19 protein-coding genes are annotated in these 14,768 nt (G+C 36.1%); 4 read left to right on the top strand and 15 right to left on the bottom strand.

What is annotated here, in order from left to right:
* Positions 1–7 precede the first annotated feature (7 nt).
* Positions 8–520 (top strand): phosphatidylglycerophosphatase A family protein, encoded by a 513-nt coding sequence (locus BN3107_RS06710; RefSeq protein WP_058306841.1) that lies wholly within the window; start codon positions 8–10, stop codon positions 518–520.
* Positions 521–1,144: 624 nt separating this feature from the next.
* Here BN3107_RS06710 and BN3107_RS06705 read toward each other — a convergent pair.
* Positions 1,145–1,540: a YbaN family protein gene (locus tag BN3107_RS06705; protein ID WP_058306840.1), complete on the bottom strand. Its 396-nt coding sequence runs from the start codon at positions 1,538–1,540 to the stop codon at positions 1,145–1,147.
* A 13-nt stretch (positions 1,541–1,553) separates the two neighbouring features.
* Positions 1,554–2,141 (bottom strand): molybdenum cofactor guanylyltransferase, encoded by a 588-nt coding sequence (locus BN3107_RS06700; RefSeq protein WP_058306839.1) that lies wholly within the window; start codon positions 2,139–2,141, stop codon positions 1,554–1,556.
* Positions 2,142–2,340: 199 nt separating this feature from the next.
* On the opposite strand from BN3107_RS06700, the gene BN3107_RS06695 reads away from it, so the two are divergent.
* Positions 2,341–3,069, top strand: a complete 729-nt coding sequence (locus BN3107_RS06695; RefSeq protein WP_058306838.1) for a Crp/Fnr family transcriptional regulator — start codon at positions 2,341–2,343, stop codon at positions 3,067–3,069.
* Between the two features lie 23 nt (positions 3,070–3,092).
* Here BN3107_RS06695 and mobB read toward each other — a convergent pair whose 3' ends face one another.
* The 7 genes from mobB to BN3107_RS06660 all read right to left on the bottom strand — a co-directional run bounded on the left by mobB (position 3,093) and on the right by BN3107_RS06660 (position 8,146).
* Complete coding sequence (mobB, locus tag BN3107_RS06690) at positions 3,093–3,590, bottom strand: molybdopterin-guanine dinucleotide biosynthesis protein B (protein WP_058306837.1); 498 nt, start codon at positions 3,588–3,590, stop codon at positions 3,093–3,095.
* A gap of 1 nt (position 3,591) precedes the next feature.
* The gene (moaD, locus tag BN3107_RS06685) at positions 3,592–3,825 is read right to left on the bottom strand and encodes a molybdopterin converting factor subunit 1 (protein ID WP_058306836.1); all 234 of its coding nucleotides are present in this window, start codon (positions 3,823–3,825) and stop codon (positions 3,592–3,594) included.
* Positions 3,818–4,294, bottom strand: a complete 477-nt coding sequence (locus BN3107_RS06680; RefSeq protein WP_058306835.1) for a molybdenum cofactor biosynthesis protein MoaE — start codon at positions 4,292–4,294, stop codon at positions 3,818–3,820. The genes moaD and BN3107_RS06680 overlap by 8 nt, the downstream gene beginning before the upstream one ends.
* 22 nt (positions 4,295–4,316) lie before the next feature.
* Complete coding sequence (locus tag BN3107_RS06675; RefSeq protein ID WP_058306834.1) at positions 4,317–5,555, bottom strand: molybdopterin molybdotransferase MoeA; 1,239 nt, start codon at positions 5,553–5,555, stop codon at positions 4,317–4,319.
* A 12-nt stretch (positions 5,556–5,567) separates the two neighbouring features.
* The gene (locus tag BN3107_RS06670; RefSeq protein ID WP_058306833.1) at positions 5,568–6,581 is read right to left on the bottom strand and encodes a ThiF family adenylyltransferase; all 1,014 of its coding nucleotides are present in this window, start codon (positions 6,579–6,581) and stop codon (positions 5,568–5,570) included.
* Positions 6,582–6,598: 17 nt separating this feature from the next.
* Positions 6,599–7,615, bottom strand: a complete 1,017-nt coding sequence (gene moaA, locus BN3107_RS06665) for a GTP 3',8-cyclase MoaA (protein WP_058306832.1) — start codon at positions 7,613–7,615, stop codon at positions 6,599–6,601.
* Positions 7,616–7,705: 90 nt separating this feature from the next.
* The gene (locus tag BN3107_RS06660; RefSeq protein WP_058306831.1) at positions 7,706–8,146 is read right to left on the bottom strand and encodes a DUF86 domain-containing protein; all 441 of its coding nucleotides are present in this window, start codon (positions 8,144–8,146) and stop codon (positions 7,706–7,708) included.
* Positions 8,147–8,284: 138 nt separating this feature from the next.
* On the opposite strand from BN3107_RS06660, the gene BN3107_RS06655 reads away from it, so the two are divergent.
* Positions 8,285–8,566, top strand: a complete 282-nt coding sequence (locus tag BN3107_RS06655; protein ID WP_058306830.1) for an SAV0927 family protein — start codon at positions 8,285–8,287, stop codon at positions 8,564–8,566.
* 14 nt (positions 8,567–8,580) lie between these two features.
* Here BN3107_RS06655 and BN3107_RS06650 read toward each other — a convergent pair whose 3' ends face one another.
* Positions 8,581–8,856 carry a YutD family protein gene (locus BN3107_RS06650; protein ID WP_058307037.1) on the bottom strand — a complete coding sequence of 92 codons (276 nt, stop codon included), beginning with the start codon at positions 8,854–8,856 and terminating at the stop codon, positions 8,581–8,583.
* Between the two features lie 116 nt (positions 8,857–8,972).
* Between BN3107_RS06650 and BN3107_RS06645 the strand changes: the two genes are divergently transcribed.
* Positions 8,973–9,923, top strand: coding sequence for a M23 family metallopeptidase (locus BN3107_RS06645; RefSeq protein ID WP_058306829.1), 951 nt, complete (start codon positions 8,973–8,975; stop codon positions 9,921–9,923).
* Between the two features lie 644 nt (positions 9,924–10,567).
* Here BN3107_RS06645 and BN3107_RS19350 read toward each other — a convergent pair.
* From BN3107_RS19350 to BN3107_RS06625, 5 genes are all read right to left on the bottom strand, one after another.
* The gene (locus BN3107_RS19350) at positions 10,568–10,669 is read right to left on the bottom strand and encodes a methionine/alanine import family NSS transporter small subunit (RefSeq protein WP_077065057.1); all 102 of its coding nucleotides are present in this window, start codon (positions 10,667–10,669) and stop codon (positions 10,568–10,570) included.
* A 28-nt stretch (positions 10,670–10,697) separates the two neighbouring features.
* A complete protein-coding gene (locus tag BN3107_RS06640) occupies positions 10,698–12,179 on the bottom strand; it encodes a sodium-dependent transporter (RefSeq protein WP_058306828.1) in 1,482 nt (493 codons plus the stop codon).
* A 170-nt stretch (positions 12,180–12,349) separates the two neighbouring features.
* Positions 12,350–13,141, bottom strand: coding sequence for a sporulation protein YunB (gene yunB, locus BN3107_RS06635; protein ID WP_058306827.1), 792 nt, complete (start codon positions 13,139–13,141; stop codon positions 12,350–12,352).
* A gap of 65 nt (positions 13,142–13,206) precedes the next feature.
* Complete coding sequence (locus BN3107_RS06630; protein ID WP_058306826.1) at positions 13,207–14,301, bottom strand: HD-GYP domain-containing protein; 1,095 nt, start codon at positions 14,299–14,301, stop codon at positions 13,207–13,209.
* Between the two features lie 102 nt (positions 14,302–14,403).
* A complete protein-coding gene (locus BN3107_RS06625) occupies positions 14,404–14,718 on the bottom strand; it encodes a YunC family protein (RefSeq protein ID WP_058306825.1) in 315 nt (104 codons plus the stop codon).
* Between the last annotated feature and the right edge of the window lie 50 nt (positions 14,719–14,768).

Raw genomic sequence — 14,768 nt, 5'->3', positions numbered from 1 at the left:
TGATCAAATGACAAATGAACGCAAACAAACTGCGTTAGAGTTAAAAGCCCGAAGCTGGTTAGAAGAACGAGGCGTCAAATTAGAGGATATTGCAGAATTAGTATATTATTTACAGAATAAATACCAAGAGAATTTAACGTTAGAGCACTGCTTAGAAAATGTCGATCGTGTATTAATGAAAAGAGAAGTACAAAATGCGATTATTACTGGCATCCAGTTAGATGTTCTGGCAGAGGAAAACAAACTCGATTCTCCATTACAGGAAATTTTAGAGACGGATGAAAGTCTGTACGGAATTGACGAAGTAATCGCGTTATCTATTGTTAATGTTTATGGATCTATTGGATTCACGAATTATGGCTATATTGATAAGCAAAAGCCTGGTATATTGGAAAAGTTAAATGACAAATCCAATGGTTGCCACACTTTCCTGGATGATATAGTCGGAGCAATAGCAGCAGCAGCTTCCTCAAGACTAGCCCACAGCGCAGCACAAGACGAAACAATAGATGATGAATAAACCCTATAAAGTGAGACTTCAATCAGTGGGAGTTTTAAACTCCCACTGATTGTTAGCGAAACTTATCAGGAAGTTAGCGTCCGTTTATCCCCTTCGCTGTCGCTCGACTCTTGAAGTGGGGGTTTTACGGACGATTACACCGTGATAAAATAGAAATATGGTATGGCTTCACATTTTAAGTGATATATCCTTTTTATCGGACAAACGTGTGGGTCTGCGCTTACCCTTTTGGGCGATACATCTTTTTATCGGACATATGCATGGGTCTGCGCTTATCCTTTTGGGCGATATATCCTTTTATCCGACAAATGCGTGGGGCTACGTTTATCCTTTTGGGCGATATATCCTTTTATTGGACAATTGCATGGGTCTGCGCTTATCCTTTTGGGCGATATATCCTTTTATCGGACAATTGCGTGGGTCTGCGCTTATCCTTTTGGGCGATATATCCTTTTATCCGACAAATGCGTGGGTCTACGCTTATCCTTTTGGGCGATATATCTTTTTATCCTAGTTTTCAGCGCTTTGCACAGCACTCATCTCTATACTTAATAATACTGGTGTTTAGATGATATAGGACTATATTTTCTTTCATTAAGCGGAGCATTTGATAATGCCCGTCTTTTATTTACTATTAGTAAGATTCTTCTTTTCCTTTAACAAGGGGGAAGTAAAGATGAAGATGGTGACGAATATTGCGACACCGATCATAAAGATTTTCACATATAATAAAGGAATCACGGTCAATGTAAATAATACGCTCGTCCACACAATCATGACCGCAAAAATTTTAATGCGAATCGGTACACCTTTTCCACTCTGATAATCCATTAAATATCTGCCAAAATATTTATTAGTAACAAGCCAGTGATGTAGAGCTTTTGACGATTTGCCGAAGCAAAAAGCAGCCAATATAACTAAAGGAGTGGTTGGTAATAAAGGCACAACAATACCGATTAACCCGATAATGAGGCTTAAACTCCCAGCAATCATCCATAAAATTCTTTTAAAATTCCACATAAGATCACTCCAACTAGTCCCTCAAATAGTATTGATAGTCTTCCTCTGTATTAATATTTGCAAAAAAATGTTCCTCTTCGGATGAAAAATCAAGATATTTAACTGCTAATTTTGCTAATAATTGATGCATGGAAAGCTGATTATTTTGCAATTGCTGGAGGATCACCTGAATTACGTTGGCATGATACATTCCAATAAGTGGCTGGCATTTACCGTTCACACGTGGGATGACAGCCTCATAATTATTATTGCTACATTTAATTATTCGTGAGAGAATCGCTTCATTCATTAAAGGTGTATCAACTGGTAATACTAAAAACCATTCGGATGAACCTTTTTCCATAGCTGAATAAATACCAGCTAAAGGACCTGCCCCCATAAATTGCTCGATATCTGTTATTACTGATATTTTAGCACTTTCTACTGTTATCTGCTGTTCCAAACGCTTCACCAGATATACACGATCTGTTATAGATTCGATTAATTGCAATGATTTTTGATAAAAAGATTCATTATCATATTTAGCAAATGCTTTATCTGATTTAAATCTACTTGATTTTCCACCAGTTAACAAAATGCCTGTTATATCATTATTCACCATGCACACCCCTTTCGTTCAAACATTCACAAAATAGTCAAATTTCCTTCACTAAATTGTTTAATCTTTATCGTCAAATCTTTAAACCTATGTGATAAACTTAAACTAAATAGTTAAAAAATTAAATAAACCATGTTATGTCATTTTATTCTGTCTACGTTTTACTGTCTATTATTTAATTTCGCTAAATGGAGGGTTCATTATGCAACCTGCAAAACAGTTAACCAGAAATAACCGAAAGCACTATAATCAAATTTCTGTAGAGTTACGCCAATTACTAGAATCGATTAGTACAACGAAAAAGATAAGAAAAGACACGTTCTTATTTCAAGAGGGCATGGATGCTCAAGAAATTTATATTTTAAAATCAGGTTTAATCCGTATTGAAAAATTAACTGCAGATGGTAAAGAACTTACGCTAAGACTATGTAAATCGAACGATATAATAGGTGAACTAACATTATTTAGTGACGATGCTAAGTATTTATTAAGTGCCAAAGTACTAACAGCTGGTGAGGTTTTAGTAATAGACCGCAAACGTTTAGAAGAAGCACTGGTAGAGAATGGAAAACTTACTTTTGAATTTATGAGATGGGTCAGCAACCATATGCGCGTGTTTCAATCCAAAATACGCGATTTATTATTAAACGGCAAAAAAGGCGCATTATATAGTACATTGATCCGACTGACAAATAGTTATGGTATCGATACAAATAACGGTATTTTAATTGAAATGACGTTAACGAATCAACAGCTAGCTAACTTCTGTGCAACCACAAGAGAAAGTGTTAATCGGATGCTCAGTGAATTAAGAAAGCTTGATATCATAGAAGTTAAAAAAACTGGACATATTTTAGTCAAAGATATTCAATTTTTGCGCGATGAAATTGGTTGCGAAAACTGTCCAATTGAAGTTTGTAATATAGATTAAATAAATTTTGAAGCTGATACAAATCACAAATGTGTCAGCTTCTTTTTTATTTTATTCCAATCAAACTCCTCAAAGTCTTGCGCAATCTGTTTTATAAGCTCACGATTCCTTTTATCATCAAAAGAATGACAGATAGCTTTTACATTTTCTGTATCTTTCAGTAATTTCTCGTCACCTTCCCGTAACAGAACTATTTTTGGAAAAGGAACGCTCTTATACCCTTCTACTATCACAACATCGATATTTAAAATATCATATATGTCTAATAATTGACTAAGTGATAACTGCTCATTACGACCCGTCATCACAAACTGCTGTGCTCCTTTTACTGTTGACAGTACTGCACCGCTTTCGACATGTTGATAGCTATCAGTGTGCTTCACTTGGTCTGGTTCTCCACCATGCCCATGATGTTTAATAGTAGCTACCAGATAACCTGTTTGTTGTAAATAGTCGATCCAATTATTAATTAACGTTGTTTTCCCGCTATTTTTATAACCGACAACTTGGATCACAATCATATTAACCACCACTTACAGGAGGTATAATTGCCACCGTATCTCCTGCCTTAATGATATCATCGTCTAATGCATATGATTCGTTAACAGCTATCATAGACTCTTCAATCTGTTGAAAGGCATATTCATTTCGTAGCTGCTCTTTTAATTGCTTAACCGTAACAGTAGTAAAATCGACCGTTATCCGATCGGTCCCTGCCTCTTCTTGTAATTGAGCAAATAGTAGAACTTCAATCATTTGTCTCATCCTTTATATCTGGTTTTTCATTTGGATAGCGGACTTTTTCTAATTGATCACCAATCCATGCTTCGCCATCGTCCCATTGTTCTTTTTTCCAAATCGGTACAATTTGTTTAATTCGCTCGATGGCATATTCGTTCGCCTGGTATGCCGCTTTGCGATGTGGTGAAGATACCGCAATAACGACAGCAACTTCTAAAATATCTAATGACCCGATTCGATGGGTTATTGCAACCTTTGTTCCATGCCATTTCTGTTTAATTTCGTCTCCAATTTGAGCGAGCATTTTCTCAGCCATTGGTTTATATGCTTGGTATTCTAAATAGACGGTGCGTTTCTCACCAGTTAATTCACGTACCGTTCCAATAAAAGTGGTGATCGCTCCTGCATTTCGATCCTCGACTTTTTTTATGATCGATTCAATATTAATAGGTTTTTCTACTATATCAAAAAGTTTTTGTTCCATTGTTAAGCTCCCCTAAAAAACGTTATTCCAATATATGAATGGTAACTTGACTCCCCTTCTCATAACCGCTACTTCCTCCAGGCAATTGAATCAAACAATTAGCAGTGGCCAAGCTATGTACCATATTGGATTTATCCTTACCCGCAGGTCGCGCAAATAACTCCCCTTGTTCTATTGAATAAGTCCCTCGTATAAAACGATCAAATGGGTTATTTTTAGCAATATCGACCGCTAGCCTTGCCTCTTTTTTCTGATTACCAACCTCTTGTTTTCCGAGGTAATAATCAATGATTGGCTTTGTAAATAATTCAAATCCCACATAACAAGCAGACGGGTTCCCAGATAAACCAAATAAAATTTGATTCTGTAATGTAGCAACAGTTGTCACACTACCTGGGCGCATTGCTACTTTATTAAATAAAACATCTGCTTGCATTTCTTGATAAATTTCTGGTAATAAATCAAAATCACCTACAGATACACCACCAGTTGTGATCAGAAAGTCAACTTCCTTAATTACCTCTGTCATTTTAGCTAAGCTTTCTGGTAAATCATCTGTTAGTTGACCAAAATATTTTGGAATAGCACCAACACGTTTGATTTGTGCCATCGTCATGTAGGCATTACTATTACGAATTTTACCAGGCTCTAAAGGTTGATCTACTTCTAATAATTCACTACCAGTAGCAATCACACCGATCACAGGCTTTTTAGCCACTGGTACTTCTGCATAACCAAATGTTGCAAGTAACGCTGTAATCCCTGGGTTAATAACGGTTCCTTTTTCAACTAATGCTGTTCCTTTTTGGATGTCTTCTCCTTGAAAAGAAATGTTGTCATGATACTTCACGCTTTTTTTTACAGAAACAAATGGTATTCCCTTGTCTTCAAACATATCCGTATCTTCTAACATAATTACCGCATCTGCACCTGTTGGAATTTTTGCTCCTGTCATGATTCTTACCGCTTGACCTTCTTCTAAACGATCAGAATAGACACTTCCTGCACCGATATGACCTACTATTTCTAAGACTCTTGGATTCTTATCTGTAGCTTGAGAGATGTCTTGTGCTCGTAAAGCATATCCATCATAAGGAGAACGATCAAATCCTGGTACATCCTGATCAGCGAGGAGGTCTTCTGCTAAAACTCTGTGATAAGCATCAGATAAGTGCACATACTCTGTTTCACCTGTTACATACTGATCACAAACCCGTTGTATTGCTTCTGTAACAGGTATTGGTTTTCTTTCATTTAACATAAATATTCCCTCCTACCCTACAACTTGATAATAGATCTTTTTAGCATCTTCTATCGAATTGGTACCATGTACAAATGCACGTCCATCATGAAAGAAAACGAGTCGCTTCGAATCTATTTCTACCGATACTAAAAAAGGATTTGCTTGCACCTCACCAAATTGAGCTAATTTGGATTCCAAGCTTTCTAATGGGTACTTGCGGCCACGAATTTGTACTGTTTCTCTTCCACATAATACTTCTGTTTTGGTGCTATTTTGATAAGTTAATGACGGATAAGTTGGGGTAACGCCACAACTTTTACAATTTTCTTGCTTGGACCTACTTACATCTATTTGTTGATAATGATTATGCCACAAATCAAATAGGACAAGCTGGGTACGAAGCTTTTGATTTGCTTCAATTAAAATCTTAATCGCTTCTGTTACTTGATGGGTAACGACCATTTGAACGGCAGGTCCAATAACACCTACTGCATCACAGGTGGCACCAAATACAGGTGTTACTTTTAACAGGCAGTCTAGACACGGGGTTTGACCTGGCATTATCGAAAAACTCATACCAGAACTTCCGACACATGCCCCAAAAATCCATGGAACTTGATATTTGTGGGCAAGATCATTGATAATAAATCGTGTATCAAAGTTATCAGTGGCATCGATAATTAGATCTACTTGTTTAACATAGTTAACCATATTGTCGGCCGTAGCATCGATTACTACATGATTTATTGTTATTTCACTGTTAATAGTGGCAAGCTTATTAGCTGCAGCAACTGCTTTGGGTGTTTTGTTCTCTACGTCTGCTTCCGTAAATAAATGCTGGCGCTGCAAATTGGTTAATTCGACATAATCTCGATCGAGTAATGTTAATTCTCCGATACCAGCACGTGCAAGCATCTCAGCAGCAGAGGAACCTAATGCACCGCAGCCCACGATCAAGACATGTTTGTGTGCTAATTTAGCTTGTCCCTCTTTACCAATTGGTGCGAATAAAGTTTGACGATGATATCTACTCATGTCTGTCATAGCACAAATTCCTTTCTTTAACCACCAATATATGACATCTCAATTTTTTTGCGATTCTTAGCAGTTTCCTCTGTTCGTTGATCAGAATATCGGTCATCACGGTATTTCCATCTAGATATAATCGTTTCGGTTAATTCCTGATTGGTTGCACCATCTCTTAATATATCTTTTAAATTCAAACCTTCTCCAGCAAATAAACAAGTAAAGAAATGGCCATCAGCTGCAATACGTGCTCTCGTACAAGACGAGCAGAATGATTCTGATACAGAGGTAATAAACCCAACTTCAATATCTGTTCCTTTATAACGATAACGTTTTGCAACCTCTCCAAAATAAGCTGGATCAACTGCTTCTAAGTCATGTTCTTGTGCAATCATTTGATAAATCTCTTTCTTTGTTACCACATGTTTGAAATCCCAACCATTTGTTTGTCCAACATCCATAAACTCAATGAAACGTAGGGTAACGCCTATTTTCTTAAAAAAGTTAGCCATCGGCAAAATCTGATGATCATTCATTCCCTTTTTGACAACCATATTTACTTTTACTTTAAGTCCTGCTTCTTTTGCTTTTATAATGCTATCGATAACTGGCTGTGATTTGACATTGCTATCATTTATTTTCATAAAAGTTTCGTCCTCAATCGCATCTAAACTTACATTCACTCGCTTCAGTCCCGCTTGCTTTAGTCCGCTTGCCATTTTTCCTAATAAGACGCCGTTCGTTGTTAAACCAATATCCTTTAATCCGTCCAAATTCGCCAATCTTTCAATTAAATGTGTAATATCTCGTCGTAATAATGGCTCTCCACCAGTAAGACGAATTTTACGAACGCCTAAATCTAAAAATATCGTTGTTAATCGTTCAATCTCTTCAAAACTTAATAAATGTTCTTTCGGCAAAAAAGCAAAATCTTTCCCGAAAATTTCACGTGGCATGCAATAGCGACAACGGAAATTACAACGATCTGTCACAGAAATCCGTAAATCCTGAAGTGCACGACCAAATTTATCTGTTATGACTGACTGTTGCATAAAACCGCTCCGTTTCTTTAAAAAGTTATATATCTAGTTAAACATATTAATAAAAAAATATTTGTGAGAAAAATCACAACAGTTTCTAACCTATTTTTGGTTTGAAAATGTGTTCGCTACACCCATTTCATTTGCTAAATAGCTACGAACTTGATTAGTAAAGTTTGCATACGATTCTTGGTGTTCGCTCAAAATATTCTTGATCAGATTATGATCGATTTTTTGATAATCTTGTACAAGTTCTTTTCTTATATTTATAATCGATTCATATGCTTGTTTCTCGTTCTGATCGAGTACTTTTTCATCGATCAAAATATAAATAATATCAAGATAACTTCCCGGATCACGCATAATAAAACCGTCAATCATCATGTTACCAACATCCAAAATCGATTCGATCATTACTTGAGTAATTCGCTCCAATGCTAATAAATCAAATTTTGATTCAAACTGTTTTTCTTTTAGTAAAGATAACGTTTCATCAAAAAAATCTAATGTTTCATTCATTTTTCTCATATCAACAAAGTACACTGTAATCCTCCTACTACTTATTACTAACATGATATCATATTACAACAGCTCTCGTTAAAGATAATTGTCTGATAATCTTACAACAATTTACACTTTGATAAGAAAAGAATATACTGAAGAAAAGAAGGAGGGTTTTCTATGAGTGACATAAAACTGAGTTATTTTAAAAATGAGCAAGAACCTAGTGACACACGTTTTATCAGCTTCAAAGGAGCTTCAGAACGGTTTGATCTTGCTATTATCACTTCAAATTCACTTGGGAAGGACTATATAATTTTGGACATGAATAGTAATAAATACTCTCGACTTAATTTAGACACCATCGATCAACCAAATTATGTCGAACATGCTTTTCAATATAATGAAATGGAAGCAGAAGACTTCAGAGCGTATCTAAAACCACTATTAAACGAAAACTAACACTAAAGATAGTGTTAGTTTTCGATTTGTTTTACGATGAAATAACGACACCCAAAATTGCAATATTCGTATAAATAATCTTCACACGTACTTATTTTTGTATCAAAAGTTGCTTTCGGATTTTGATCATCATAAAACCCTTTGAGCCTTAGTTGTTCATAGCCCCAGTCGCCAACAATAAAGTCATATTTACTTAAAATATCTGTGTACCTTTCTTTAAACGCTTTTTCATCGAAGCCATTATCAAAATTCTTAATCACTTCATACCGATGTCCTTGAACTTCAACCACTATATTCACACCTTTTACAAGATAATCTTTTTTAGCAAATGTTACTAGCATGAAATCAAAGAATATAACCGACAATAACGATAGACTAAAAAAACTATCCAAGGAGGCAAATTCCTTTGATTCAAAAATGCTTAGGATTAATACTTACAACATTTTTTCTTCTTACTACTATAGCACATGCAGAAGAAAATGTGGATATCGATCAAGAAAAAATCACTTTATATAAGCAAATCGAAGCACTCACTTTTATCCCCTGGTATTATCTGGCTGCTATTAATCGTTATGAAACAAATATAAGTGACAATAAAACTCCTGAAGATCAACGAATTTTCATTAGTATTCCTGAAGAAAAGTGGTATGGACTCACCCCTGAGCAAAAGCCAGCTGATGAAAAAATTGTCGCTTTATTTGGAGGTATTGGAAAAGATGGTAACGGAGATAACATTGCCGATCCTACCAATGAATATGATATTCTCTATACAATGGCCATGTATCTCCAACAATATGGCCACACAAAACAAGATATTCGCACAGCTCTGTGGAATTATTATCATCGAGAACTAACCGTTTTATCGATTATGAATTATGCGAATATGTTTGATACTTATCAAAAAATAAGTTTAGATGAAACAGCATTTCCTATTCCGAAAGGCTACAACTATAGTTATCGCAATACTTGGGGAGATGCTCGAGGATTTGGTGGACGAAGGATTCATGAGGGTACCGATATTTTTGCAGGGTATGGAACCCCAGTACGTGCGAGTACGTATGGCGTCATTGAATTAAAAGGGTGGAATAGATTTGGCGGTTGGCGTATTGGCATCCGCGATATCTATAATCGCTATCACTATTACGCTCATTTAAATGGTTTTGCTGATGGATTAGAAATTGGCGATATTGTCGAAGCTGGTCAAACTATTGGTTCAGTTGGTTCGTCTGGATATGGACCTCCTGGAACTTCTGGTAAATTTCCACCACATTTACACTATGGTTTATATAAAGACGACGGAAAATCAGAATGGTCATTCGACCCCTATCCACATTTAAAGCGATGGGAAAGAAAATAAAACGAGCTGAAAATACACCTTATATAAAAGGTATTATTTTAGGTGACGAACAAAAGAGAAGGATTACAGGACATAACCTGATGGTAATTTTGACATGATGTACGTGTGTGGCATCCGCTTCGGCTTGGCCACTCCCCTTTCCATGGGGTTTTTCCTTCAGCTAACTTTTCCAAGCAAAAGCCGCGTGGAAAAGTGGATCTTCTGGAAAAACGAGTCCCATAGGAGTTGGAGTGGCCGCCTACGCTTAATGAGATTCTACAACATTTACAAATGCTTATACTTTGGTTAGCTGGATAGTGAAAAAAGCCAATATGATTACTCTTATTTAAGTTGTCGAGTATATCAAAGCGCAGGCGTCCGCTTTCACTCCTGCGGGATGTTTTTATCCGAAGATCCACTTTTTAAGCGCACTTTGCTTAAAAAGTTAGCTGAGGAGAAAAACCCGCGGAAAGGAAAGCGGACAAGCCGGAGCGGTTGCTAAGCACATATAACCTCTCATAATTACCACTACAATACTGTCGCATAATCATCCTTTTATGCATTAAAAAATCCGAACGATTGTTGCAAATTCTCTATGTGGAATTTGTACAATCGTTCGGATTTCGTTTTTTAACCAAATCATTCCTGATCCAGCATTGTATTAATTAATTTTTTGAAGCACTTCTTGCTCTTAAAATACTTAGAGCTAAGCCTCCCCAAATAATAACAATCCCAATTACCGCCATCACAATAGCGCTAGTAGACATAAAGGAAACCTCCTTTTATTTATGTTTTTTATGCTTCATGGTCTTTCGTAGGCCATTTTTTAATTGTAATAACTGCACCAAGTAACATCGCACCAATGGCGACTACCCAACCAAAATTGAATAAGAAATCGATTGGATAATCTTCATATGAACGTGATACTTCAGTTTTTAAGTTTTGTAACATCATGTACCCTAAAACGATAGGTGTAATAACTCCTAAACATAATCTCCACCAAACTCCAAGCTTAATATCAGATACTGAGTCTGCATGTTTTTGTAAATCTTTTAGTGATCTTGCAAACCAAGCAATTGCTACAACTTCAAACAATCCTGCCAATGCTACACCATAGTTATTAATAAAGTAATCAACTGTATCTAATAAAGTCAATCCACCTTGAGTGGCATAAAAAATTGAAACTATAAACGCAAGGCCTCCACCAATGGCAACTGCTTTACCACGGGAAATCGCGAACTTCTCTTGTAAACCGGCTATATAGGTTTCTGAAATAGAGATCATTGAAGATAAACCTGCTAAGAACAAGGATGCAAAAAATAGAAATCCAAACAATCCTGATGCCGGCATCTGACTAATAATTTCAGGGAATACCATAAAAGCTAACCCTACGCCGTCAGCAGCTACATCTTCTACTGCAGAATTTGATTGGAGAGCCATAAAACCTAATACCGCAAATACCCCAATACCTGCTAATAATTCAAAGGATGAATTCGCAAAACCTGTAATAAAGGCATTATTAGTAATATCTGACTTTTTCGGTAAATAAGATGAGTAAGTAATCATAATGGCAAATGCAATCGATAAACTAAAGAAAATTTGACCATATGCGGCAACCCATACAGATCCTTCTGTGATACTACTCCAATTAGGTTCAAAAAAAGCATTTAAACCATCAAGTGCACCTGGTAACGTTACAGCACGAATAACAATAAATATGAATACAATTAATAATGTTGGAATAAATATTCTGTTAGCAAATTCTATCCCTTTTTTAACACCTCTTCCAAGAAAGAAGAAAACTAATACCCAAACAATGAGTAATGGAATTATAACGGCTGGTACGATAGAACCAAATGTTCCTGGATCTGCTAAATTCAAGAAATCTCCGACAAAGAATGCTGTTGGATCGTCACCCCACTGTGTACCAAAAGAGAAATAGGCATACATAATGGCCCAAGCTATAATAACTGGATAATACGTAGAAATAACGAATGATATCAGTACTTGCCACCAGCCAATCCATTCCATTCCTTTACTAATTTTCGAAAAACTTCTAGGTGAAGAACTTCGATATTTATGACCAATTGTGTATTCCATAATAAGTAACGGAATACCTGCTGTTAATAGAGCAAATAAGTACGGTACAAAAAAGGCACCTCCACCATTCTCAAATGCTGTTGCTGGAAAACGCCAAATATTCCCTAGCCCAACAGCTGAACCGATTGCTGCCAAAAGAAAACCTAATCGTGTTCCCCACTGTGATCTTTTCTCCATCACTCAAACCCCTTTCATTTTTTTAGCCCACTATATCTATCAATCATAGAGTTGAAATTGCTTTCAAAAATGGGCTTTTTTTAGAATAAAAAAATGGTAACAATATTTCTAATCTTTGAAATTATAACGAACTTTCGAATATTCTGTCAAAGGAAATAATAGGAATGCTCTCACTCGATAAAATCCGGCTCTATTGGAATTGACAAATTTGACGATCCCTCCCCATCATGATAATAATTTGGCACATCTCCAGGATGAAACACCTTGGTTACTGGAATATCTTGTACAATTTGGACTGGCTCTGAAGCAAAAGGTATGACAACCATCATTTCTACTTCTATATGTACATTTACTTCAATTAATGCACCGTTTATTCCGGTTTGAGCCAATTCACTCGTTATCTCAGTTCCAACACTTCCAATCACTTCCATATTCACAGGCACCTTTGGACCTAAATTAGCAAGGATCGGTATACCTAATGTTTGACCGATTGGTACTTCTACCAATAATCCTCGTTCCCTTACATCATCCAACAGTTCCTGTTCATCCGGTTCTAGGTCTAATTCTACTTCAATTGGTACACCAGTTTCTGGCCGTTCCCCTTTTTCTAATAATTTCAAAAAATTTTCGACCCTGTATTGTACATTTCGTTGAACACGATTTTCTACAACTGAATTAAAAATGTAGTGTTCTACCTGTCCTTGTTCATCTAATTGAACTTGAACAAGTTCTTCTGTTTCCAAGTCTTCCGAAATTTTCTTACTTACTGCGATCCCCATTGCCTGATTAGCAATGGCAGTCACCCGAACCTTAGCATAATCCAGTAAGACTGGCTTTATCCCTTCATTTACAATTAATATACTAGCAATCATGCATAAGACGAATAATAAAAGAGATATTATCACCAATTGATTTTTAGGAGGTGAACCTATCTTTCTTTTATTCCAACGATTTTTCCGCATAAAAAATCCCCCCTTTATATTCATATGAAAGGGAAGATCTTTTTAGAGATAAAAATGTATATTTATCATGGTGTAACAACTAATCGATCGGTATTTTCTATCATTACATTTAGTACAATTGATAAATCGAGATCGTATGGTACAACTTTTGATCCATTCTCCTTGATTATCCTAATAATAGGCCGCTCATACATATGTGGGTTTTGTCTAGCAACTACCCCTTCTCTGCCGTCACTTAGATATACAGTGAGTCCATTAGGATACAATGCGACCGTTTTTTTGAACTTCTCTACTAAACGTTGGTCAAATTGTGATCCCGCTCCAGCATATAGAATTTCAAGGCCTTCATGAGGCAGCATAGCATCTCGATAAGCTCGATTACTTGTAACTGCATCAAATACATCTGCTACTCCTATAATCCTTGCATATGGGTGTATATCTTGATTTTGAATACCACGCGGGTAGCCGGAGCCATCGAGTCGTTCATGATGTTGATAGGCACAATGAGCAACGAGCAAAGGAATGCTAGGAGTTTTTCTTAACATATCGAATCCATATTCTGTATGTGTTTGAATAATTTTAAACTCCATATCTGATAGCTTTGCTTCTTTATTTAATATTTCGTCAGGTATTATTATTTTCCCAATGTCATGAAGCACAGCACCTAAACCAATGTCTTCTAATTCTTTTGGTTTGAAATTTAATTCTTGTGCCAATGCTAAAGTATACATACTAACATTTAAGGAATGTGAAAAAACATAATCATCAATAATTAATAGATCAGATAGATAGTGGATTACATCATCATTACGGCTTATTTCTTTCGCTATTTCTTTTACCAAATCATTTAATTCAAAGGCAGTTCTTTCGAGCAAAAAATTATTTTTCGTAAGATCCTCCTTTTGTAAGGAACGAAAAGCCGATTTGATTTTTTGTACCGCATCGATCCGTTGCTCATCTGGAATTGGTGGATTTACAATAATATCGTCAGTGTCTTCATCTCTAATGAAGACATAGGTGACGCCCATATTTTGCAATCGATTTACCATAGCTTGTGATAACTGCATATTTTTTTGCAATAAAATCCTACCATGGATGTCATATATTGGTTTTGCTAACTCGATCCCTGGTCGAATGATCGTTGTTGGAACTAATCTCATATCAAAACACCTATTTTTCATTTTAGTAAAATATTATCAGAAATTGTCGATTTTATCTAGCCTTTTTGTCACTTTGTTAAATATTTTTAATAACTAGTATTATTATATGTTTGGCTTTGTAAGCATTAACAGTGCTTCCTTTACAGGCATTCCAGGTGCCCAACCACGCAACTTGGAGGCATGGGTCACTTTCTCTAATTTCGCATTTTTCAATTCTTCGATTGTCTTCACACCAATTGCTCGCCCTGCTATAATAGGACGATCGGCTAATTTATCATTCAAAAGGTCTACATCTAAAGCACCACACATTACATAACCTTTGTCATTAGCAATTACCAAAAGAGTAGTATGTGGTAAGTTCACAGTAATAGCGGTAAACGGATGATTATTTATATAAACGGGTTTTAATTCCATCATAAAAAGCCCACTCCTCTCCCTACAAAGTATGTAGGAAGCTAAGAAGTGTG

Origin of the sequence: Gracilibacillus massiliensis, from assembly GCF_001458115.1 — a bacterium.
GTDB lineage: Bacteria > Bacillota > Bacilli > Bacillales > Amphibacillaceae > Gracilibacillus > Gracilibacillus massiliensis.
This window is presented reverse-complemented; position numbering and strand designations above follow the sequence as displayed.

What these genes read in the sequence shown, in the direction of transcription:
- BN3107_RS06640 (WP_058306828.1), bottom strand. Translation starts at nt 12,179, where the DNA reads ATGGAGAAAAGATCACAGTGGGGAACACGATTAGGTTTTCTTTTGGCA.
- BN3107_RS06655 (WP_058306830.1), top strand. Translation starts at nt 8,285, where the DNA reads ATGAGTGACATAAAACTGAGTTATTTTAAAAATGAGCAAGAACCTAGT.
- BN3107_RS06630 (WP_058306826.1), bottom strand. Translation starts at nt 14,301, where the DNA reads ATGAGATTAGTTCCAACAACGATCATTCGACCAGGGATCGAGTTAGCA.
- BN3107_RS06710 (WP_058306841.1), top strand. Translation starts at nt 8, where the DNA reads ATGACAAATGAACGCAAACAAACTGCGTTAGAGTTAAAAGCCCGAAGC.
- BN3107_RS06675 (WP_058306834.1), bottom strand. Translation starts at nt 5,555, where the DNA reads ATGTTAAATGAAAGAAAACCAATACCTGTTACAGAAGCAATACAACGG.
- BN3107_RS06625 (WP_058306825.1), bottom strand. Translation starts at nt 14,718, where the DNA reads ATGATGGAATTAAAACCCGTTTATATAAATAATCATCCGTTTACCGCT.
- BN3107_RS06680 (WP_058306835.1), bottom strand. Translation starts at nt 4,294, where the DNA reads ATGGAACAAAAACTTTTTGATATAGTAGAAAAACCTATTAATATTGAA.
- mobB (WP_058306837.1), bottom strand. Translation starts at nt 3,590, where the DNA reads ATGATTGTGATCCAAGTTGTCGGTTATAAAAATAGCGGGAAAACAACG.
- moaD (WP_058306836.1), bottom strand. Translation starts at nt 3,825, where the DNA reads ATGATTGAAGTTCTACTATTTGCTCAATTACAAGAAGAGGCAGGGACC.
- yunB (WP_058306827.1), bottom strand. Translation starts at nt 13,141, where the DNA reads ATGCGGAAAAATCGTTGGAATAAAAGAAAGATAGGTTCACCTCCTAAA.
- BN3107_RS06695 (WP_058306838.1), top strand. Translation starts at nt 2,341, where the DNA reads ATGCAACCTGCAAAACAGTTAACCAGAAATAACCGAAAGCACTATAAT.
- BN3107_RS06700 (WP_058306839.1), bottom strand. Translation starts at nt 2,141, where the DNA reads ATGGTGAATAATGATATAACAGGCATTTTGTTAACTGGTGGAAAATCA.
- BN3107_RS19350 (WP_077065057.1), bottom strand. Translation starts at nt 10,669, where the DNA reads ATGTCTACTAGCGCTATTGTGATGGCGGTAATTGGGATTGTTATTATT.
- moaA (WP_058306832.1), bottom strand. Translation starts at nt 7,615, where the DNA reads ATGCAACAGTCAGTCATAACAGATAAATTTGGTCGTGCACTTCAGGAT.
- BN3107_RS06705 (WP_058306840.1), bottom strand. Translation starts at nt 1,540, where the DNA reads ATGTGGAATTTTAAAAGAATTTTATGGATGATTGCTGGGAGTTTAAGC.
- BN3107_RS06670 (WP_058306833.1), bottom strand. Translation starts at nt 6,581, where the DNA reads ATGACAGACATGAGTAGATATCATCGTCAAACTTTATTCGCACCAATT.